Here is a 20,031-nt window from a genome sequence, read left to right as displayed (position 1 = left end):
GCTTTGCCCAAGGTCAGCTCTGGTCTAATTGATTTTGCACCTTGGCAGACTCATAGAGACATATCGCAGCAGCAGTTGCAAGATTCAGTGACTCCGCCCTGCCACGAATCGGGATGCGAATCCGATAATCGGCTTGCTGTAGTAGATCTTCACCCAATCCGTGTGCTTCGTTTCCAAATAACCACGCGGTTGGTTTACGCAATATGGCGTCAGCCTGATCAAGTGAGACTTCCCCGTCTGCGGCAGTAGCTATAATCAACAACCCTCGGTTACGAAGTTTGTCCACGACCGCATCGGTATCTATTTCCCGCGCAACTGGTAAATGAAAAAGCGATCCGGCCGAGGATCGAACCACTTTTGAAGAGTGGGGATCTACTGTCTCGCCCGCAAAAATCACAGCATCCGCACCAACCGCATCCGAGACTCGAATCAGTGTACCTGCATTGCCAGGATCATTTGTTCGCACCGGAACACTCACCAATGTTGGTTTTCCGCTGAGGGCTTTGGCTAGCGGCCACAGTACCGGTGTACAAATAGCGAACAGTCCGGTGGTGGTTGATGTGTCCGACAAACTTTTGGCCGCTTTTTCCGTAATCGGGTGCACATACACATTCATATGGCCAGCCATCCGAATGATTGGTTCGAACTTTTCCGCAGCGGTCTCGGTAACAAAAACATCAGTTGCCGCTCCGGTGGCTACCGCTGACTCCACCGAATTTTCACCTTCGACGATAAACCGGTTCGCCTTCTTACGCGCCTGCGTCTTATGAAGTTTTGCAGCGTTTACCACGCGTGGAGTTCGTTCCGTGAAAGCCTCGTCGAAATGTAGATCCATTCCTCAGACTGTAGCACGGTTAAAAATTGCGAAAAATATACCCCCTGGGGTATATCTAAGGTATAGCGTACCTCGTAAAAAATAATTCAGAAACGGAGAAATTATGTGCCGACCAGTACCTTGTAAAACCTGCGGTAAAACAACCTGGGCGGGCTGCGGACAACACGTAGACCAAGTCAAAGCTCAAGTGCCCGCCGGACAGTGGTGCACCTGCGATCGCAGCCATCAGAAAACCGGTGGCGGTTTTCTTTCCAAACTGTTTGGAGGCAACTAACCATGACTACAACTGTGATTGTTGGCGGCGTCGCTGGCGGAATGTCCACTGCAACCAGACTGCGGCGTCGTGACGAAAACATGGAGATCATCGTGTTTGAAGCATCCCCTCATGTTTCATACGCAAACTGCGGCCTGCCCTACTATGTTGGCAGCATCATCCCCGAGCGGGAGTCGCTACTTCTCCAGACACCAGAATCACTGTCCAGTCGCTTTAATATCGATGTCCACGTCAACCATCGCGTGACAGCTATTGATCCAGAAAACCAAATAGTAACCGTACAGACGCCAACCGGTCAGATCACCCAAAAATACGACTTCCTGGTCCTGTCCCCTGGCGCTCGCCCTATCACACCCCCTATTCCTGGTATCGAACGTGCCACAATGCTGAGGACCGTGGAAGATGCAGACGCAATCGTCGAAAAGCTCACTGCGAATACGAAGACTGCCGCAATCATCGGTGGCGGTTTTATCGGATTAGAACTCGCTGAAAACTTCAGAAATCGCGGGATGAACGTAACCGTTATCGAACGAGCACCGCATATTCTTACACCTTTTGATCAAGAGATGGCAGGAATAGTAACCCAACGGCTCCGGGAAAACGGAGTCACGGTGCTGACTAATACCGAAGTAACCGCCATAGGCGACGTTACAATTACGCTTTCCACAGGTGAAGAACTCTCAGCAGACCTAGTTATTGCAGCAATAGGTGTGGCGCCTGACTCAAGCCTTGCCAAAGCGGCAGGAATCGAACTTGGCGATCGCGGCGGAATTAAAGTCAATGACCAGCTCCAAACCAATATTTCTAATATTTTTGCGCTGGGTGATGCTGCCGAGAAACGTGACTCAATAGACGGCAGCGACCAACTTATTCCGCTGGCTCAGACCGCAAACCGAAACGGTCGACTTGTCGCGGATATAATAACCGGCCGAAATGTTAGCCGAACATCGACTCAAGCAACCGCAATCGTCGGCGTTTTCGGTATAGCTGCCGCAACAACGGGCTGGAATGAACGGCGCGCCCGAAGCGCGGGCCGCAATGTCCGTGTGGTTCATGTTCACCCCGGCGACCACGCCGGATACTACCCTGGCGCAACACCTATCCATATCAAGCTGATTATCGATGCAGACACCGACGCAATCCTCGGCGCGCAAGCAGTCGGCGACGCGGGCGTCGATAAGCGCATCGATGTCATCGCAACCGCAATGCATGCGGGTCTAACAGCCACAGATCTTGCCGACCTAGAGTTGGCCTATGCGCCGCAATTCGGCTCTGCTAAAGACCCCATCAACATCGCTGGAATGGTTGCAGACAACCGAAAAAACGATGAACGCAGCATACAATGGCACGAAATTGAACAGATCGCCGGGGTGCAACTTATCGACGTGAGAACCGCAGCCGAATTCGCTGCTGGTAGCATTCCAGGAGCAATCAATATACCTGTCGACGAATTACGCGCAAACATCGCCCACATCGAAGACGAAGTCATCGTTTTCTGCCAAGTGGGTCTGCGCGGACATATCGCGACGTCGCTTCTTTCTGGTCACGGTATAACCGTTTCAAATCTTGATGGTGGTTATGTAACATGGTCGCATTCTCGATTAGTGTAGGCCAGTATGCATTTAGAACCAGGAGAAGTAAAAGCATCCATCACTCGTCTCAAACGTGCTCATGGACAACTTGCAGCCGTTATCCGCATGCTTGAGGACGGTGAGGAATGTGAAGCTGCAATCACCCAACTGGCGGCCGTTTCCAAAGCAATAGACAAAGCTGGTTTTTCCATCATTGCGGTAGGCATGAAAAAATGTCTCCGCGAAGAAGGCACGGAACTAGACCAAGCAAAACTGGAAAAGCTGTTTCTATCGCTGAGTTAGCGTGAAAACCGAAGTGGGGCTCACACACATCTGTACCGGTGATTACGAGCCCCACTTTTCGATCTCAAAACGCCAAAAACTGCTTCCGTTTAAGCAATGAGTTAAACGGAAGCAGTTGACGTAAAAGCGCGAGAGACTAAGCAGCTTTTGGTGCGTTTACATCTGCAGGCAGCGCGGCCTTTGCTGCATCGCAAATTGCAGAGAATGCAGCGAAGTCATTAACTGCCAGCTCAGCAAGAATCTTACGGTCGACTTCAATACCAGCGAGCTTAAGACCCTGGATCAAGCGATTGTAAGTGATGTCGTTCATACGAGCTGCAGCGTTGATACGAGTAATCCACAGCTTGCGGAACTCTGACTTACGTGCCCGACGATCGCGGTAAGCGTAAGTCATGGAGTGCAGCCACTGTTCCTTTGCCTTACGGTACAGGCGGGAACGCTGACCCCGGTAGCCCTTGGCGGACTTTAGAATCTCGCGACGCTTCTTCTTGGCGTTGAGTGAGCGCTTGACACGTGCCACTGTTCAAACTTCCTTACTTAATTAGGTTCTTTATCTGTTGTGATGGGAAAGACGGCTAATTAAGCCTTGCCCAGTAGACGCTTAACGCGCTTGACATCGGCAGGAGCGACATCCTCGGTGCCCTTCAGGCGACGAGTCCGCTTGGAAGGCTTACCTTCAAGGAGGTGGCGGCGGTTAGCCTGCTCACGACGCAGCTTGCCAGAGCCAGTGGTCTTGATCCGCTTAGCGGTGCCCTTGTGGGTCTTCTGCTTCATGGGATTAAACGTCCTTTAACTTTTAGTCTTTACTTCTTGCCCTTGCGCACCGGGCCGAAAACCATGGTCATATTACGACCGTCTTGCTTTGGCTTCGACTCGACGATGCCATATTCGGCGACATCCTCAGCCAATCGCTCCAAAAGACGGAAACCAAGTTCCGGACGAGATTGCTCACGACCACGGAACATAATGGTAACCTTCACTTTGGAACCCTTGTTAAGGAAGCGGATCACATTGCTCTTTTTCGTCTCATAATCGTGGTCATCGATTTTCGGACGGAACTTTTGCTCCTTGACTACCGTTTGCTGCTGATTCTTACGAGCCTCACGAGCCTTCTGAGCTTGTTCATATTTAAACTTGCCGTAATCCATAATCTTGCATACCGGAGGCTTTGCATTTGGCGCCACCTCCACCAAATCAAGATCGGCATCATATGCCAATTTACGAGCATCATCGATACGAACGATACCTACCTGCTCACCGTTAGGGCCAACAAGACGGACCTCGGGGACTCGGATACGCTCATTAATTCGAGCTTCAGCGCTGATGGGAACTCCTCAAGTAGCAAAGTGAACGAAATGTGTCCTACCGTCAATCGCTCGCGCTTTCCCTGGCACAAATAAAACCCGTTTATCCAAAACCGATAAACGGGAGACCTTATATGCCATACAGCAGCAACCTAAAAAGTTACTGACGTACTCTTTGACCTTGTGCCAACTTCGACAGAAGCAGCTTCAGGTGGGAAGATCTCCACTTGCGACCCAAACTAGGTTTAGGCGGTAGCTGAATCAACTTAACATAAACTGTTATGAAACCGCAAAATTGAAATCAAAATCAGCTAATTTGCAGTTGATATGCTAGTTCGCATGGAAGAAATACCGCAATCCAGTGATCAAATCGCGGAAGCAATGCGGCGGTTGCAGCAGGCAGAAAATGAGTTCCGCAAAGCCCGCGACGAACTTGCAGCCCTAGCCGCCCAAATCGAACCGCCACGTCAGTTCCCAGCACCACCACCGCCCCCACCGGTCACCAGTCCAACAATAAATCAGCAGCCTTACATACCTCAGCCCACCCCGCTGCATCCACAATCCCCGCAAACCAACCAATACGGGCATCCCCGACCCCCATATCAACCACAGCCGTTTCCAGGCACGCAACCCCAGGCAGCTCCCCTGCCCCCGAAAAAGCCCTGGTGGACGAATGAGCAAGTCATCATTCGAATTTTGGGGACTTTGGGTACCATCATCACCTTCGCAGGCGTGGGTTTCCTGGTTTCCCTTGGGATCGAACGAGGTTGGTTGGGCCCAGTTACTCGAGTCGTGTTGTCCGCCTTATTAGGGTTTGCCTTCTTAGCCCTCTCCTTCCTTTTTAAAAAGCGCAACTTTCACCCTGCCGCAGTAGGTGCTACATCAAACGCCGCCCTTCTCGTATTAGGTGCGACCGTAATCGCATTGGGATTCATATTGGATCTATGGTCGACATCACTAGCAACTATCTGCCTAATAGCCTTGATAATCGGTTTCGGCATTATTACACGCCGGTGGAATCAAGAAGGTATTGCTATCGCCACAGGAATTTCGGGTTTTGCGCTGACAATGTGGCATTATAACTACCACTCAGATTTGGACATTCAACTTATGCCGCATACTTTAGCTGGCATAATGGTGTTATATGCCGCATACAAACGTGATTGGAAAAATGCCGAGATCGTCGGTGGCATTCTTGCAGTTGCTGGCGCTTTATTCGGCGATACATTTTCTGCGGACATAGATGACTTTGGCTATTTCATCCTGTTAGCGATGCTTGCCACCGTTTTGTTAAAAGCCCACCCAGCAATAACAATCGGCTTATACGCCGTGCTCTGCACATTTGATGATCCAATTACTTTTGGATTCGCTGTAGTAGTTTGTGCAATTTGGATCGCATTAGCTGGCGGTTTTATTCCGTGGATTGTTTTGATCTTTAACTTCCTACCATTCCAATTTCATTCACCACGCGAGTGGGAGTTTATTGTCACTGCTGCCTTCTTTATTTGTTTCGCCGCCGCGGTCGTATACTTCAAGAAGCGACCACAGCATCCCGCGTTTTGGCTGACATGGTTATCTCTTGGTGCGCTAATGCTCTCAGGTGAATCTCTGGCTGTTGTTTCGCGTGCCGTGACGAACATGCCAGCATTATCAGCGCTAGTCGTAGGGTTCGCCATTGCAACTGCACTGGTAGTTGCCCTTCTTAATCGTGATGTATTCAACAAACAACCAAGTCCGATACCGCTGTTAAGTGCCATCTTCGGTCTCTATTACTCAATGATCGCTGTCGGCTTGATAGCAGGCGCCTTAGGCGGGGTTAACGGGTTGATGTTCGGCCACGCATTGACCTCACTATCGTGGATCATTCTTGCGGCATGGCTACTGCTCAAACGACAATCCTCCCTGGGTATAGGCATGATGTTTGCAATCGCTGGCATTCTCAAACTGTTGCTTTTCGACATGGATACGTTGACCGGAATTCCGCGTGTCCTAGCCTTCCTGTTGTCAGGTGCAATACTCATCGGCATTACTGTTAGCCGAGGTAAGGCTAGTGGAGCAAAACCAGCAGTAGTTCCAGATACCGATAGCACACCCGATGGAAATGATCCCCCTGCAGCTAAAGCACCAGACACAAATGGCACCGATATACCGGCAGCAACGAACAGCGAGGCATATCCAGAAGATAAAGTAGACCAGCAATCATTTTCAAACGGTGACAGCCACGTAACGCCAACAGCCTCCCATCAACAGCCACAACCATGGCAACAGGCGCAAGCAGCTGTGATCAATAATCCTTATGGAAAAGACAATAATCCCGCCACGGTCTCTAACACTGAGTCCTCAGAGACGACCACAAGCAAGACAGAAAGCGAAGGCCATAGTAATTTCGCAAAGGTAGGTGAAGAGCCAGCAGCCATACCAAGCGATGTAATAAGCGGCGCTGATGTCAGAGTAATTGAGAACTCCGAAAGTGGTGTCGCCCATTCGCCTGCGGTTCCACCGATCCCAGAACCATATTCCGGCCCATCAAGTGAACCCACAGTCGTTATCGGTGAACGTGACAACCTAGAAGACGACGAAATTATCGATGTGGAGATAGAAGAATCTCTTGACTCCGAGACCCCATCGGAACGTGAAGAAGATAAGGAAGCAGTGCCACATGTAGGTAAAAAGGATGGTACTGATCCATCCGATGCTAAACCTTTGACTGATAGCAGTGAAAAACCGCAACAGGACGAAGATTCACTGAAATAAGCGTCTGCCATAGTTTGCGATCCCATGCCGAGCATGAATACCCGGCATGGGATTTCAGTTATAGGTTCAATAATGGTTTTAAGAATTGGCCGGTATATGATCCGGGAACGGAAGCGACCTCTTCTGGTGTTCCGTGTGCAACCACTTCGCCTCCCCCGGCTCCACCTTCCGGCCCCATATCAATGATCCAGTCAGCAGCCTTGATCACGTCAAGGTTATGCTCGATAACGACCACTGAATTTCCTTTGTCCACCAGCGACTGGATGACCAACATGAGCTTGCGAATATCCTCGAAATGCAGACCTGTGGTGGGTTCATCCAGAATGTAGATCGTGCGACCATTTGATCGCTTTTGCAGTTCAGATGCTAGTTTTACACGTTGCGCTTCGCCACCAGAAAGGGTCGTAGCGGATTGACCCAAACGCACATACCCTAACCCCACTTCGGTCAAAGTATTTAGGTACCGGTGTATGGAAGTAATAGGCGCAAAAAAATCGGCGGCTTCTGAAATCGGCATTTCCAGCACTTCCGCAATTGTTTTTCCTTTATACCGGACCTCCAAGGTTTCGCGGTTATACCGTGCGCCGTGGCATACTTCGCAGGGCACATATACATCTGGCAGGAAGTTCATTTCGATTTTCAGGGTGCCGTCTCCTTGACATGCTTCGCAGCGGCCGCCTTTAACGTTGAAGGAAAAACGTCCAGGTTTGTATCCCCGAACTTTAGCCTCGGTGGTTTCAGAAAATAGGGTACGGATTTTATCGAATACTCCGGTATATGTCGCCGGGTTAGATCGAGGTGTTCGCCCAATTGGCGATTGGTCGACCTGGACAAGTTTATCTAGATGGGTAATGCCTTCGACACGGGTGGCACGCCCTGGAACCTGCCGCGCACGATTGAGCTCATTTGCCAGAGTTTTCGCCAAAATTTGATTGACGACGGTGGATTTTCCGGAACCGGAAACACCCGTCACGCACACTAACGCACCGAGAGGTATTTCTACGTCAATTCCTTTGAGGTTGTTTTCTCGTGCACCAACCACTTTGAGCATTCGATTACGATCAATGGGCCGACGATTGTCTGGTACACCCAGCGTCTTTTTTCCGGCAAGATATGCGCCAGTGATCGAATCTGCGCAGGTTTTGATTCCCTCTGGATCGCCCTGATACACAACTTCTCCACCATATTCACCAGCTTGCGGGCCAATATCAATTAACCAATCAGCGGCTTTTATTGTGTCTTCGTCGTGTTCTACAACGATCAGCGTATTTCCGATATCCCGCAGTCGCTCCAGTGTAGCAATTAACCTTTGATTATCACGCTGGTGCAAACCAATGGATGGCTCGTCCAATACATATAAAACACCTGCTAGACCGGAACCAATCTGGGTCGCAAGCCTGATTCGTTGCGCCTCGCCACCGGATAACGTACCGGCAGCTCTATTAAGGCTGAGATAGGTTAACCCAACATCGATTAAGAATTTCAGTCGTGCTTGGATTTCTTTCAGAACGGCACCGGCGATCATCTGTTCCCGGTCGCCTAATACTAGCGACTCTAAAAATGCCGCGGCGTCTGCCACTGATAAGGCGGCCAAACCAGCGATAGATAATTCGCCGTGGCTAGCTGAATTAAGCCGAACAGACAGAATCTCCGGTCGTAGCCGGGATCCCGCACATGCGGGGCATGCAACCTCACGGGTATATGCAAGTAACCTTTCTTTTTGGGATTCTGAATCCGAAGTCTCAATCTTCCGGTTCATGTATCCCAAAACGCCTTCAAATGGTGCACTCCAGTTGCGGACTCGACCGTATCTGTTTTTATAGCGCACCGTCACTGTCTCATCGCTACCGTGGATTAGCGCGTTCTGAACCGCCTTTGGCAGATCCTGATACGGGGTTTTCGGATCGAAATCCATAACCGCGCCCAGGCCTTCAATTAGCTTAGCGAAGTACTTCGAATTTGGACTGGAATACCACGGCTGTATACAACTAACGGCAGGCGCGCTCGGATCCGGGATAATTAGATCGACATCTACCTCTGAGCGGGTTCCTAATCCATCGCAGGCCGAGCAGGCACCATATGGTGAGTTAAAAGAAAACGCACGGGGCTCTAGCTCGTCGATTCCTATGGCATGCCCGTTCGGACAAGCCATTTTCTCGCTAAACCGGCGAATACGATGCGGGTGGTCGTCGTCAAGCGAAACGAAATCTAAAACAACAACACCATCCGCTAATTTCAACGCCGTTTCCACAGAATCTGTGAGACGTTGCTGCTGTGTTTTCTTCACCTGCAACCGGTCAACGATAACGTCAATATCGTGCTTTATTTGTTTCTTTAGGGTCGGTGGATTAGATAATTGGTAAATCTCACCATCAACCCGCACCCGTGCGAACCCCTGGCTGGCTAGGTCTTCAAATAATTCAACGAATTCGCCTTTTCGGGTTCGGACGACTGGAGCTAGTACCTGAAATTTAGTTCCTTCGTCCATCTCCAAGACTTGATCGACGATTTGTTGGGGAGTTTGCCTGCTTATAACACTGTCGCATTCTGGACAATGTGGCGTACCTGCCCGAGCATACAGCAGGCGCAAATAATCGTAGACTTCGGTAATGGTGCCTACTGTTGATCGTGGATTGCGGTTAGTTGATTTTTGATCGATGGAAACTGCAGGTGACAGCCCTTCAATAAACTCAACGTCTGGTTTATCCATCTGCCCTAGGAACTGCCGGGCATACGACGACAATGACTCGACGTATCGTCGTTGTCCTTCCGCAAAAATCGTGTCGAAAGCGAGCGAAGATTTTCCGGAGCCGGATAAACCGGTGAATACCACGAGCGAGTCACGTGGAATGTCTATATCGACACCTTTGAGGTTATGCTCCCGAGCACCACGTACTATCAACCGATCTGCCACAGTAGACCCACTTTCCATATAACTATAACAAATCGAACATAGCAACGAATCGAAACTTTCGCTAGTCTGGCATTATGCTTCTGACTCACATTTCAGTATCCGCCATGGACAATAATTGCTACTTATTGTGCGCTGATGGCCAGGGACTACTGATTGACGCGGCCGATGATGCAAAGCAGATACTGCAATTAGCGTCCGATAATGGCGTCAAAATTACTAAGGTCCTCACTACACACCAGCATCATGATCACGTGCGTGCATTGCAAGAAATACTCACTGCAACTGGCGCCACCCACTACGCATCAGCACTTGATGCCCCTGGTTTACCCGCGCCAGTCGATATCACCTTGACCGACGGGGATGTCATTGAATTTGGTGGGGATGACCTTCGAGTTATTATCTTGCGGGGTCACACTCCGGGTGGCGCCTGTCTTGTTGCCACTATTGACGGCGTACCCAATATTTTCATTGGCGATAGCCTATTTCCTGGCGGTTTGGGTAAAACAGCTTCCGAAGAGCTCTTTACGCAATTATTCGCGGACACAACCTCCAAAGTGTTTGACGTCTTTCCTGATGAGACGGTTATTTGGCCAGGGCATGGCAAACCTACAACGCTGGGAGACGAACGTCCTCATCTAGACGAATGGTGGGACCGCAAATGGTAGCTGCAAGGAACGTAATTGCGTAGAAGTTCGTAGTATTGCATTGGTTGCACCGATCGCAATCCGGAGCCCGAACTCGGTATTTAATCCCATACCTCTGCACAGTTCTGTACGATCTGTAGTAGGTCTTTGTAACACTAAGACCATAGAAACCAATTGAATGCACATGAAGGAGCGATCAAGTACATGATCCGGAAATTCGCCCGCCCTATGGTAGCCTCCGTCTATATTGCTGACGGTGCAGACACCATTTTAAATACCCAAGCACATGTCGAGGGCGCTGAGGCTTTGATGCGGCGTCTTCGAACAGTCGTGTCTCGCAGCACGTTTAAAAAGCTGCCACAGGATCCGGTCGTCGTCGCTCGAACCGTAGGTGGTGTTAAAGTAGGTGCTGGCACCATGCTTGCACTCGGGAAGTTCCCTCGGCTCTCGGCGGCAACTCTCGCTGCTGTCAGTATTCCTACGATGATGGCTCGTCACGCTTTCTGGGAAACCCAAGATCCGGAGGAGAAGGTTGCTCGCCGTCAAGGATTCCTCACTTCCGTTGCGCTATTAGGCGGACTTTTCATCACAAGCGCCGACACTGCTGGCAAGCCTGGCTTAAAATGGCGGGCGTCCAAAGCCACACAGCAGGCGCAAAAGCACATACAGCAAGCACTGCCAACGCAAAGCGATACTCAGCGTTTTGCTGCCTCTGCTTCGAACTGGTTTGAGGATACCCAGGGGAAGATCAATCAATTCGTGGCTGACAACCAAGACGATTGGAAAGACACTTTCTCCGGGTTAGTTGATACGTCTTCGGATTGGCTTTCTTCAGCTCAAGAAAACACTAAGGTTGCTAAAAAATCTGTGATCAAGGCTGCTGCCAAGGCCCAGGATCGGGCTGCAGCTGCCTATGCAGACGCGCACCAAGCTTCCGGTCGGGCTGCTAAAAAAGCATCAAAGCGCGCCGAGAAGTTGCAGGGTCAGGCCGCAAAAGCTTTAAAACGTGCACAGAAAAAGATTGGTGATGTTATCTAACCGGTTTCTATAATTCTCAGCCGGATAAGTCGACGCGTCTGTGTCAACCCACTTTCAGTGGTTCAGTTCTGCCGCTGAAAGTGGGTTTTGCTATGCTTAACGCTTTACTTTTATTTACGATTGCTGGGACGTAAGGAGGTTCAGCGTGTCAGATTCCGCTTCAGAGATTTCGCTTGAACAGCACTACGTAGACGGGCTATTTGCCAAACTCGATGATGAAGTAGCCGAGGCGCAAAGCCGACTTGCGGAAGTTCAATTACGAGTGGACCCGGCAAACCCTGACGCGGAGGCATTAATTCAGCGGGAAACTGAATACCATGCCCTAAACGAGCGTATAGACAAACTGAATCTTGCTCAGTTGGGGTTGGTTTTTGGACGAATTGATGTTGCATGTGACCAACCCGACTTTATCGATAACCCAGTGCCTGGGCGGCAAAACATGGACCGCCGATATATCGGGCGCATGGGGCTAGATGATCGGGACGATGATTATCGAACGTTACTTCTCGATTGGCGTGCACCTCTGGCGCGACCTTTCTACCTAGCCACCACGGCGAAACCAGAGGGGGTGGAAATCCGCCGTCATATTCGCACTACTGGACGTAAAGTTATCGGGATTGATGACGAGATCCTTTCAGGTGATGTCGATTCGTCGTCGTTAGCGCACGAAGCGACACTTGGCGTAGCGAGCGAGTCGGTTTTGCATCGTGCCATGTCTGCCGCTCGAACGGGCTTTATGTCATCGATCGTTGAGACTATTCAACGGGAACAAGACGAAATCATTCGTGATGAAACCCGTGGCGTCATGGTAGTAGTTGGCGGGCCAGGGACAGGTAAGACCGCCGTGGCGCTACACCGAGTCGCCTACCTTTTATATACCTGGCGAGATAAATTAGCACGCACCGGCGTGCTAATCATCGGCCCTAACCGCACTTTTTTGGATTATATTTCTCGGGTTCTACCCGAACTTGGGGAAACTGGTGTGGTGCTATCGACTGTTGGTGAACTTTATCCGGGGGTGACTCCCAGTGCCACTGATTCAGTGCTGAGCCGAGAGATTAAAGGTTCTGAAGAAATGGTGACGGTTTTGGATAGAGCCGTTAAACGCTATCAACGCTTGCCAGATCATAGTCTGCCTATCACCATTGACGGGATCAGCCTAGATATATCCCCTGGAATGGTGAAAGCCGCCCGTACCCGTGCTCGTCGAGGCCGTCGTCCACATAATGAAGCCCAACCGCTTTTCGCGGAAGCACTGGTGGAAAAGATCACTGATCTTTTGGTAAATAAGATCGGCACTGACCCTCTTGGTGGCACGAATTTACTTTCGGCTGGGGACAAAGCCCAACTTCACGACGATATAGCAGCTGAGCCTGCAGTGGCTGAGGTAATCCGGGAGTTTTGGCCGCTGCTGAACCCCACCGATGTCCTTTCAGAGCTTCTTTCCGATCGCGACATTATCGCCGAGGTAGCATTCGATTACGATGAAGAGACGCAGTCCGCACTGTGGCGCACCGAAGGTAACGCGTGGAGCGCCAGTGATGCTGCTTTACTTGATGAGCTTGCTGAGATCATTGGGATCACGGACGTAGCAGATTCTACCGAAGCTTGGGAAGCACAAATTGAAGACGCCGAGTACGCCCTAGATACGCTGAGTTCGTCGGCAAGCTCCGATTTAGATGATGAATCAGATGCCGAAATCTTATCGGCCTTTGACGTTGTCGATGCTGAGGAGCTAGCTCGACGTCACGAAGTGCGTGATCACCGATCGACAGCACAGCGCGCTTCTGCCGATCTTCGGTGGGCGTACGGACATGTAATTATTGATGAAGCACAAGAACTCAGTCCGATGGAATGGCGCATGATTATGCGGCGGATACCGTCGCGGTGGATGACACTTGTTGGGGACACAGCGCAAACAGGTTCACCAGCTGGTGTAGACAGCTGGTCGGAGACTCTTGCGCCGTTTGTAGGCAATAGGTTTAAAACGCATCAGCTATCCGTCAACTACCGCACCCCCGAAGAAATTATGACGGTAGCAAACAAGATCCTTGCGATTTTCGCGCCCGAGATTACACCGAGTGTCAGTTTACGAAAATCTGGGCATCAGGTTCGTTTCGAGCCATCTGGGACTGACGTTATTGCGCTTTTCGACGCTCTCACCGCTGCTCACCCCAGTCGACTGGTGGCGATCATTACCGCTGATTCCCAAAAGTGTACGGGCACATTCGGTGTCAGTGATATCAAGGGCCTAGAATTTGATCACGTTATTGTGGTTGAACCGCAGGAGATAATCGCTGACTCGCCCCAAGGTTATCAGGATCTCTTTGTAGCGCTCACTCGTGCGACCCAAAGTCTGACCATCGTAGGTAGCCTTTAACTTTTGATTAATTAAAACCATAATGGTCTTTCATCAACTACCTGCTACCTCCTACTGGCACCAAAAAGCCTAGACAGCACGTGGTTGCCGCCTAGGCATTTTGAGAAGAACACGAAACTAGCTCACAGTATGTACGATCATTACGTCGCAATCTGATTGTCGAGCGACATCAGCCGGGACGGAACCAAGCAACCGACCTGTCAAGGAGTTAATACCCCGGTTACCAACAACCAATAGATCAGCCTTGTTTTCATTAACGATTTCCATCAACGCTTCGACCGGAGTTCCAGATCGGACAGCGGTTTCGATCTTGGTGGCACCAACAGTTTTTGCAAACTCCGCTGCTTTATCCAAATTCTCTTGAGCTGGGTCAGTACCCAAGACAGTAACGGAGTCTTGACGCAGCGTCTTAGAAGCTTCCTCTTTGGTCTCATAATATGCGCAACCGATTACCAGCGTTGCGTCGAAAGCTGCCGCGATTTTGGCTGCCCGCTCAACCGCAAGCATGGAAGACTTGGAGCCGTCAGTACCAACAACGATGGTTGAATAATCGCTCATAAGAACCTTTTCTTTAGTTCGTGAATGGTGGAATAAAAGTAAGTGTAACAAAAACCAAGGTTAGGCTTCGGCCGTGTTAACCAGCATCACGTCTATATCAGCTCTGCGAGATACCTCACCTGGGATATTACCCAGCAACCTTCCTAAAAGTGAGTCCAATCCCCTGTTGCCGACTACCAAGAGATCTGCTGATATTTCTTCCGCTACATGCAGCAGAACTGCCGCTGCAGATCCAGACTTAGTAATCGTTTTCGGAGCATCGAATCCTTCTGATTGGGCAGCTTGAGCCGCCTCGGCCAAGATTTCTGTTGCGGTTTCTTCCGTGAAAATGGGAGTGGCATGAAACTCTGAATGCGCTTTCGCGGTAATTGGATCTGAATCGCCGAAATACGCACAGACTATGGTCAATTCAGCCGCGTAGACCCGCGCTAAACTAGCCGCAGTTTTTACCGCTTTCAGCGAGGAATCGGAGCCATCAGTACCTACGACTATCTGTGAATATGAGATCATGGTTTTCTCCTAAAGTATTATGCACGCAACCATTTGGATGTAACTGTAAAGCAAATTCATCCCTAAGACTTTTCTAGCATGCGACTAAATACCTGCCTCTTTCATTCCGCGTAATTCTTTCTTGAGGTCAATGATTTCATCACGCAGCCGACCAGCTAACTCGAATTTGAGTTCGCGAGCGGCATCGCCCATCTGCTTGGTCAGGTCGTCGATAAGCTTCTCAACCTCGCTTGATGCCATGCTGGAGGTATCGGGCTTTTCCACCAAAGCAGTGTCAGCATCAGCGGAACTACTCCCCTGGGCGTCTGCAACCTGGTCGAGAATGTCTGCGATCTTTTTACGCAGTGGCTGAGGATCAATACCGTGTTCTTTATTGTAGGCAAGCTGTTTTTCCCGCCTGCGTTCAGTTTCATCGATCGCTTGTTGCATGGAATCAGTGATTTTGTCGGCATACATTATGACTTCGCCAGAAACATTTCGCGCGGCACGGCCGATCGTCTGAATCAACGAGGTGGTTGACCGCAAAAATCCTTCTTTATCCGCATCAAGAATCGCTACCAGGGATACTTCCGGAAGATCAAGTCCCTCACGCAAAAGGTTAATTCCAACCAAAACGTCGTATTCCCCAAGTCGTAGTTGCCTCAGCAATTCCACCCGCTGCAAAGTATCAATATCTGAATGTAGGTATCTGACTTTAATGTCGCTTTCCAGAAGGTAATCGGTAAGGTCTTCCGCCATTTTCTTCGTCAGCGTTGTAACCAGAACCCGTTCATTCTTACGCGTGCGTTCCCGGATTTCATGTATCAAATCATCGATCTGGCCATGGGTGGGTTTTACAGTTACCTTAGGGTCAACCAGACCAGTGGGCCGAATCACCTGCTCTACAAACTCGCCGCCCGCAGCAGCAATTTCATAGTTTCCAGGGGTGGCCGACAGATAAACAGTTTGCCCCACTCGCTGCTCGAATTCCTCCCACCTAAGGGGCCGGTTATCCAACGCGGATGGCAACCGAAATCCAAATTCCACCAGATTGCGTTTCCGGGACATATCACCTTCGAACATGCCACCAATCTGCGGAACAGTCACGTGGGATTCGTCGATAATGGTTAAAAAATCCTCCGGGAAATAGTCCAATAACGTTGCAGGTGCCGTGCCCGCAGCACGACCGTCTAAATGGCGGGAATAGTTCTCAATGCCTGAGCAGAAGCCAACCTGCTCGATCATTTCAAGGTCATATTCGGTACGCATTCGCAGCCGTTGCGCTTCCAAAAGTTTGCCGCGATTTTCCAAATCTGCCAGGCGCTCAGCTAATTCTTCCTTGATATCTTCGATCGCGCGCGCCATCCGTTCCGGACCCGCCACATAGTGGGTTGCTGGAAAAATTCGTAGCTCATCTACCTGGTTTAGCACATCACCGGTAAGCGGGTGAATATAGTACAGCGCATCGATTTCATCACCGAAAAACTCCACACGCACCGCTACTTCCTCGTATGCCGGAATGATGTCCACGGTGTCGCCTTTGACGCGGAATGTGCCACGGCTAAATCCTACGTCGTTGCGGTCATATTGGACGTCGACAAGCAAACGTAGGAACTTGTCGCGGTCGACTTCCTCCCCTACTTGCAACCACACTGACCGGTCTAAGTACTCCTGCGGGGTGCCTAAGCCGTAGATACAAGAAACCGACGACACCACCACGACGTCGCGGCGCGATAGCAAAGAGCTGGTGGCCCGGTGCCGAAGCCGCTCCACGTCATCATTAATAGACGAGTCTTTTTCGATATATGTATCAGTTTGCGCAATATAGGCTTCGGGTTGGTAATAATCGTAATAGCTCACAAAATACTCAACCGCGTTGTTCGGCAGTAGTTGCCGAAGCTCATTCGCAAGCTGTGCCGCAAGTGTCTTATTCGGTGCCATCACCAACGTTGGGCGCTGCTGCTTCTCAATCAACCACGCAGCGGTAGCCGATTTACCTGTTCCGGTTGCACCCAATAACACGATGTCGCGTTCGCCGCGATTAAGCCGTTCGTCTAATTCGCGAATCGCTTCAGGTTGGTCTCCCGAAGGTGAAAACTCCGAAACAACTTCGAACGTTCCGTTGGATCGTTCGATCTCGCCGACTGGCCGGTGATTGACCGCATTTTCTTCGTGCTCTAAAGCCGCATTCATAACTCACCATAGTAGCGCCGAAGTGTCACACAATTTCATTGCAGCCACCGCGAGCGCAATTCGGCTACCACCTGTGCAACTTGGGGTGCCAGTGCGGCTTGCTCACCGTTGTTGTCAATGATGAACGTTGCAGCTTTTCGACGTTTGTCGTCGCCAATTTGTGCAGCGATGCGCCGCTCGGCATCTTTGCGGGATAATCCTCGAAACTTCACCAGGCGATTAACTCGTTCTGTTGCCGAAACATCAACGACGATTACCGCATCTACCTCGTTATGATGTCCGTTTTCAATAAGTAATGGCATGTCCCACACCACCAACGGCTCACCGCTACGTTCTAACTCCGCGAATCGCTGTCGCGTCACTTCTTCAATCCGCGGATGCGTTATCCGGTTAAGGGCAGCTGTTTTTTCTTTCGATTTAAAAGCCCTAGCGGCTAGCTCTGAACGTTTCAGGCTGCCGTCTTCTCCAATGATGTCTTCGCCAAAATGCTCTGCTAATTCTGCGAGAGCTGGTTGCCCTGGTTCCACGATCTCCCGGGCAATAAGATCAGCGTCTACCACGGGAATGCCAGCTTCCCGAATAAGATGAGCCACCGTAGTTTTTCCGGAACCGATCCCTCCGGTCAATCCGATAATCTTCATGCCCACCACTGTATTAGAAATGGCAAACCGGGTCGCTAAGTATTTAATAACTCAGCGACCCGGTTCAACTTAGATCTGTTAGATTAATTAGCCTGTGGTCTTAATTACCACCGAGGCATTGTCTACAGCTGCGTCAGGGAATCCCTCAACATTAGCGAACTTCGAGGTATTGGTAACCAATACCGGTGTGATGAGGTTATAGCCCTTGGACTGAATGAACTTAGGCTCAAAGGTGATCAGTGGTGAACCTGCCTTGACATGTTCCTTACGCTCCACATGAACCTTGAAACCTTCGCCATTGAGCTGGACGGTATCAATACCAACGTGGATTAATAGTTCCACACCGTTATCCAACCGGAGTCCGACAGCATGGCCCGACTTCTGAACTGCGATAACAGTACCGTCAGCTGGCGCAACAACAGTGGTGCCAGTTGGTTTAATGGCGATGCCCTTACCCAACTTCGCCGTAGCGAAAATCGGATCTGGAACATCACTGAGTGCAACTGCTTCACCAGCAAGTGGTGCGGTAATTTCGGTGACAGTGCCTTTTTCAAGCGCCATCTTGGTAGGTGCTTCTGCTACAGCTACTGCGGTACCTCCAGCCGCAGCGGCACCAGCCACTGGAGCTGCAGCACTTGCTGCACTAGAAGGCACAACCGCAGGGGCAGCCTCAACTGGAGTCTGACGTTCAGCAGCCAACCGTGCCAAGATTTCTTCTTTTTCTTCCTTGCCGCGGTAATCGAAGAAGAGCACCAGCAGCATCGACGTGAAGAAGGCTACGGCGATACCCAAAGCGTAGCCACCCTTTGGTTCCATTGCTGGAATGGTGAGCAACGAGGTAAAGACGAATGCTTTCGCCTTAACATCGAAGATACCGATGACAATACCGCCAGCCACGCAGCCTGGTAGTAAGCGCATGTAGGTCTTCTTAAACCGGAGCAAAACACCGTAGAGCGAAGGCTCGGAAATACCGCCCAACAAACCAGCCATCATGCCACCGAGCGACACCTGGCGCATTTGAGTATTGCGTTCCTTCATCGAAAGGATCATGACACCAGTAACAACACCGAAGCAGGCGAAGTTCCAGGCACCCATTGGGCCTTGGATGAAGTCATATCCCAAGGTAGTGAGGTTCTGAACCATGATAGCGTTGAGTGGCCAGTGCAGACCCAGTGGCACCAGGAATGGGTAGAGACATGGAACGACGATCGCCAGAATAAACGGCGAGAAGTCATTGACGTTGTAGAGGAAGGTAGAAATCGCATCACCAATACCAATGCCGAACGGGCCGAAGATGAACGCCGTTGCTGGAATCATGATAAGCAGTGAGAAGAACGGCACGAATACCATTTGGACGGCACTCGGAATAATCTTCTTAAGTCCCTTTTCCACCCAGTACAATGCAATTGCTGCGATCAGCGGTGGGAATACCTGTCCGCCGTAGTCATTGAGAACCAGTGGCAGGCCGAAAACGTCGACCTTTTCGCCCTTTTCACCAAGAGCTAAAAACTCTGGAGTCAAAAGCGCAGCCGGGATAGCCGCACCGACCCACTCGTTGGCGCCAAGCTTACGGGCAGCGGTAGCACCAATCATGATTGGCAGGAAGTAGAACACCGAGCGGAACATTGCGTGCATGAGCTGGTAACCAGCTGGCTGATTCGCGAGATCTTCGTGGAAATCCTGCAGGCCGAAAGTATCAGCCAACACCAGAAGCGTGATGATCAGCGATGCACCAAGCAGTGCCCAAAGAATTGGACGGAAAGTATCTGAGAGGAACTCGAAGCAGTAATCAACCTTGGAATACTTTCCGCGAACACCGCCATATTCCTTCTTGGTGCTGGCGCCCCCTTCTTCTTTTTCGCCCATACCAGGAAGCCGAAGGAGTTCCTGGTAGTAGTTGGCGACTGCACCGCCCATCACAACCTGAAGTCCAGTGCTTCCTTGTGGAACAACACCAAGAACATCCGTATTGTTGTCAAGCGCGTCTTGATCCGCTTTAGATTGGTCATGAAGTTGGAAGCGGAGGCGTGTCGCACAGTGCGACATGGAAGCAATATTTGCTGCACCACCGACCTTCTCCAAAATGAACTCTGATGTCTGTTTTACAGTCGCCATCAAAACCCTTTCGAGAAT

Annotated in this window: 16 protein-coding genes; 6 read left to right on the top strand and 10 right to left on the bottom strand. The window is 50.5% G+C overall.

What is annotated here, in order from left to right:
* Window positions 1–13: 13 nt before the first annotated feature.
* Entirely contained in the window at window positions 14–835 is an 822-nt protein-coding gene (locus CMUST_RS07390) for a TrmH family RNA methyltransferase (RefSeq protein ID WP_047261977.1), read from the bottom strand.
* Window positions 836–1,111: 276 nt separating this feature from the next.
* Here CMUST_RS07390 and CMUST_RS07385 point away from each other — a divergent pair, with 276 nt between their 5' ends.
* A complete protein-coding gene (locus tag CMUST_RS07385) occupies window positions 1,112–2,719 on the top strand; it encodes an FAD-dependent oxidoreductase (protein ID WP_047261976.1) in 1,608 nt (535 codons plus the stop codon).
* Window positions 2,720–2,725: 6 nt separating this feature from the next.
* On the top strand, window positions 2,726–2,983 hold the full coding sequence (locus tag CMUST_RS07380; protein ID WP_047261975.1) for a metal-sensitive transcriptional regulator: 258 nt from the start codon (window positions 2,726–2,728) through the stop codon (window positions 2,981–2,983).
* Between the two features lie 136 nt (window positions 2,984–3,119).
* On the opposite strand, the gene rplT is transcribed toward CMUST_RS07380, so the two are convergent.
* From rplT to infC, 3 genes are read right to left on the bottom strand one after another with little or no spacing between them, the layout of a single operon-like run.
* Window positions 3,120–3,503, bottom strand: a complete 384-nt coding sequence (rplT, locus tag CMUST_RS07375; RefSeq protein ID WP_047261974.1) for a 50S ribosomal protein L20 — start codon at window positions 3,501–3,503, stop codon at window positions 3,120–3,122.
* 59 nt (window positions 3,504–3,562) lie between these two features.
* Window positions 3,563–3,757, bottom strand: coding sequence for a 50S ribosomal protein L35 (gene rpmI / locus CMUST_RS07370; protein ID WP_047261973.1), 195 nt, complete (start codon window positions 3,755–3,757; stop codon window positions 3,563–3,565).
* A 29-nt stretch (window positions 3,758–3,786) separates the two neighbouring features.
* Window positions 3,787–4,308 carry a translation initiation factor IF-3 gene (gene infC / locus CMUST_RS07365; protein WP_083987465.1) on the bottom strand — a complete coding sequence of 174 codons (522 nt, stop codon included), beginning with the start codon at window positions 4,306–4,308 and terminating at the stop codon, window positions 3,787–3,789.
* Between the two features lie 318 nt (window positions 4,309–4,626).
* Here infC and CMUST_RS07360 point away from each other — a divergent pair, with 318 nt between their 5' ends.
* Window positions 4,627–7,041 carry a hypothetical protein gene (locus tag CMUST_RS07360; RefSeq protein ID WP_158408208.1) on the top strand — a complete coding sequence of 805 codons (2,415 nt, stop codon included), beginning with the start codon at window positions 4,627–4,629 and terminating at the stop codon, window positions 7,039–7,041.
* Between the two features lie 58 nt (window positions 7,042–7,099).
* On the opposite strand, the gene uvrA is transcribed toward CMUST_RS07360, so the two are convergent.
* A complete protein-coding gene (gene uvrA / locus CMUST_RS07355) occupies window positions 7,100–9,955 on the bottom strand; it encodes an excinuclease ABC subunit UvrA (RefSeq protein ID WP_047261970.1) in 2,856 nt (951 codons plus the stop codon).
* A 74-nt stretch (window positions 9,956–10,029) separates the two neighbouring features.
* Between uvrA and CMUST_RS07350 the strand changes: the two genes are divergently transcribed.
* From CMUST_RS07350 to CMUST_RS07340, 3 genes are all read left to right on the top strand, one after another.
* Window positions 10,030–10,620: an MBL fold metallo-hydrolase gene (locus tag CMUST_RS07350; protein ID WP_047261969.1), complete on the top strand. Its 591-nt coding sequence runs from the start codon at window positions 10,030–10,032 to the stop codon at window positions 10,618–10,620.
* A gap of 183 nt (window positions 10,621–10,803) precedes the next feature.
* Window positions 10,804–11,637, top strand: a complete 834-nt coding sequence (locus tag CMUST_RS07345; protein WP_047261968.1) for a DoxX family protein — start codon at window positions 10,804–10,806, stop codon at window positions 11,635–11,637.
* 145 nt (window positions 11,638–11,782) lie between these two features.
* Window positions 11,783–14,017: a HelD family protein gene (locus CMUST_RS07340; RefSeq protein ID WP_052844587.1), complete on the top strand. Its 2,235-nt coding sequence runs from the start codon at window positions 11,783–11,785 to the stop codon at window positions 14,015–14,017.
* 117 nt (window positions 14,018–14,134) lie between these two features.
* Here the strand turns inward: CMUST_RS07340 and CMUST_RS07335 are convergent, their stop codons facing one another.
* From CMUST_RS07335 to CMUST_RS07315, 5 genes are all read right to left on the bottom strand, one after another.
* A complete protein-coding gene (locus CMUST_RS07335) occupies window positions 14,135–14,575 on the bottom strand; it encodes a universal stress protein (protein WP_047261966.1) in 441 nt (146 codons plus the stop codon).
* Window positions 14,576–14,635: 60 nt separating this feature from the next.
* A complete protein-coding gene (locus tag CMUST_RS07330) occupies window positions 14,636–15,085 on the bottom strand; it encodes a universal stress protein (RefSeq protein ID WP_047261965.1) in 450 nt (149 codons plus the stop codon).
* Between the two features lie 84 nt (window positions 15,086–15,169).
* The gene (uvrB, locus tag CMUST_RS07325; protein ID WP_047261964.1) at window positions 15,170–17,257 is read right to left on the bottom strand and encodes an excinuclease ABC subunit UvrB; all 2,088 of its coding nucleotides are present in this window, start codon (window positions 17,255–17,257) and stop codon (window positions 15,170–15,172) included.
* A 35-nt stretch (window positions 17,258–17,292) separates the two neighbouring features.
* Window positions 17,293–17,898 carry a dephospho-CoA kinase gene (gene coaE / locus CMUST_RS07320; protein ID WP_047261963.1) on the bottom strand — a complete coding sequence of 202 codons (606 nt, stop codon included), beginning with the start codon at window positions 17,896–17,898 and terminating at the stop codon, window positions 17,293–17,295.
* Between the two features lie 87 nt (window positions 17,899–17,985).
* Window positions 17,986–20,013, bottom strand: coding sequence for a glucose PTS transporter subunit IIA (locus CMUST_RS07315; RefSeq protein WP_047261962.1), 2,028 nt, complete (start codon window positions 20,011–20,013; stop codon window positions 17,986–17,988).
* Window positions 20,014–20,031: the final 18 nt, after the last annotated feature.

It is taken from the genome of Corynebacterium mustelae (assembly GCF_001020985.1).
Classification (GTDB): domain Bacteria; phylum Actinomycetota; class Actinomycetes; order Mycobacteriales; family Mycobacteriaceae; genus Corynebacterium; species Corynebacterium mustelae.
The sequence above is the reverse complement of the archived record's forward strand: the minus strand, read 5'-3'. Positions and strand labels throughout refer to the sequence as shown.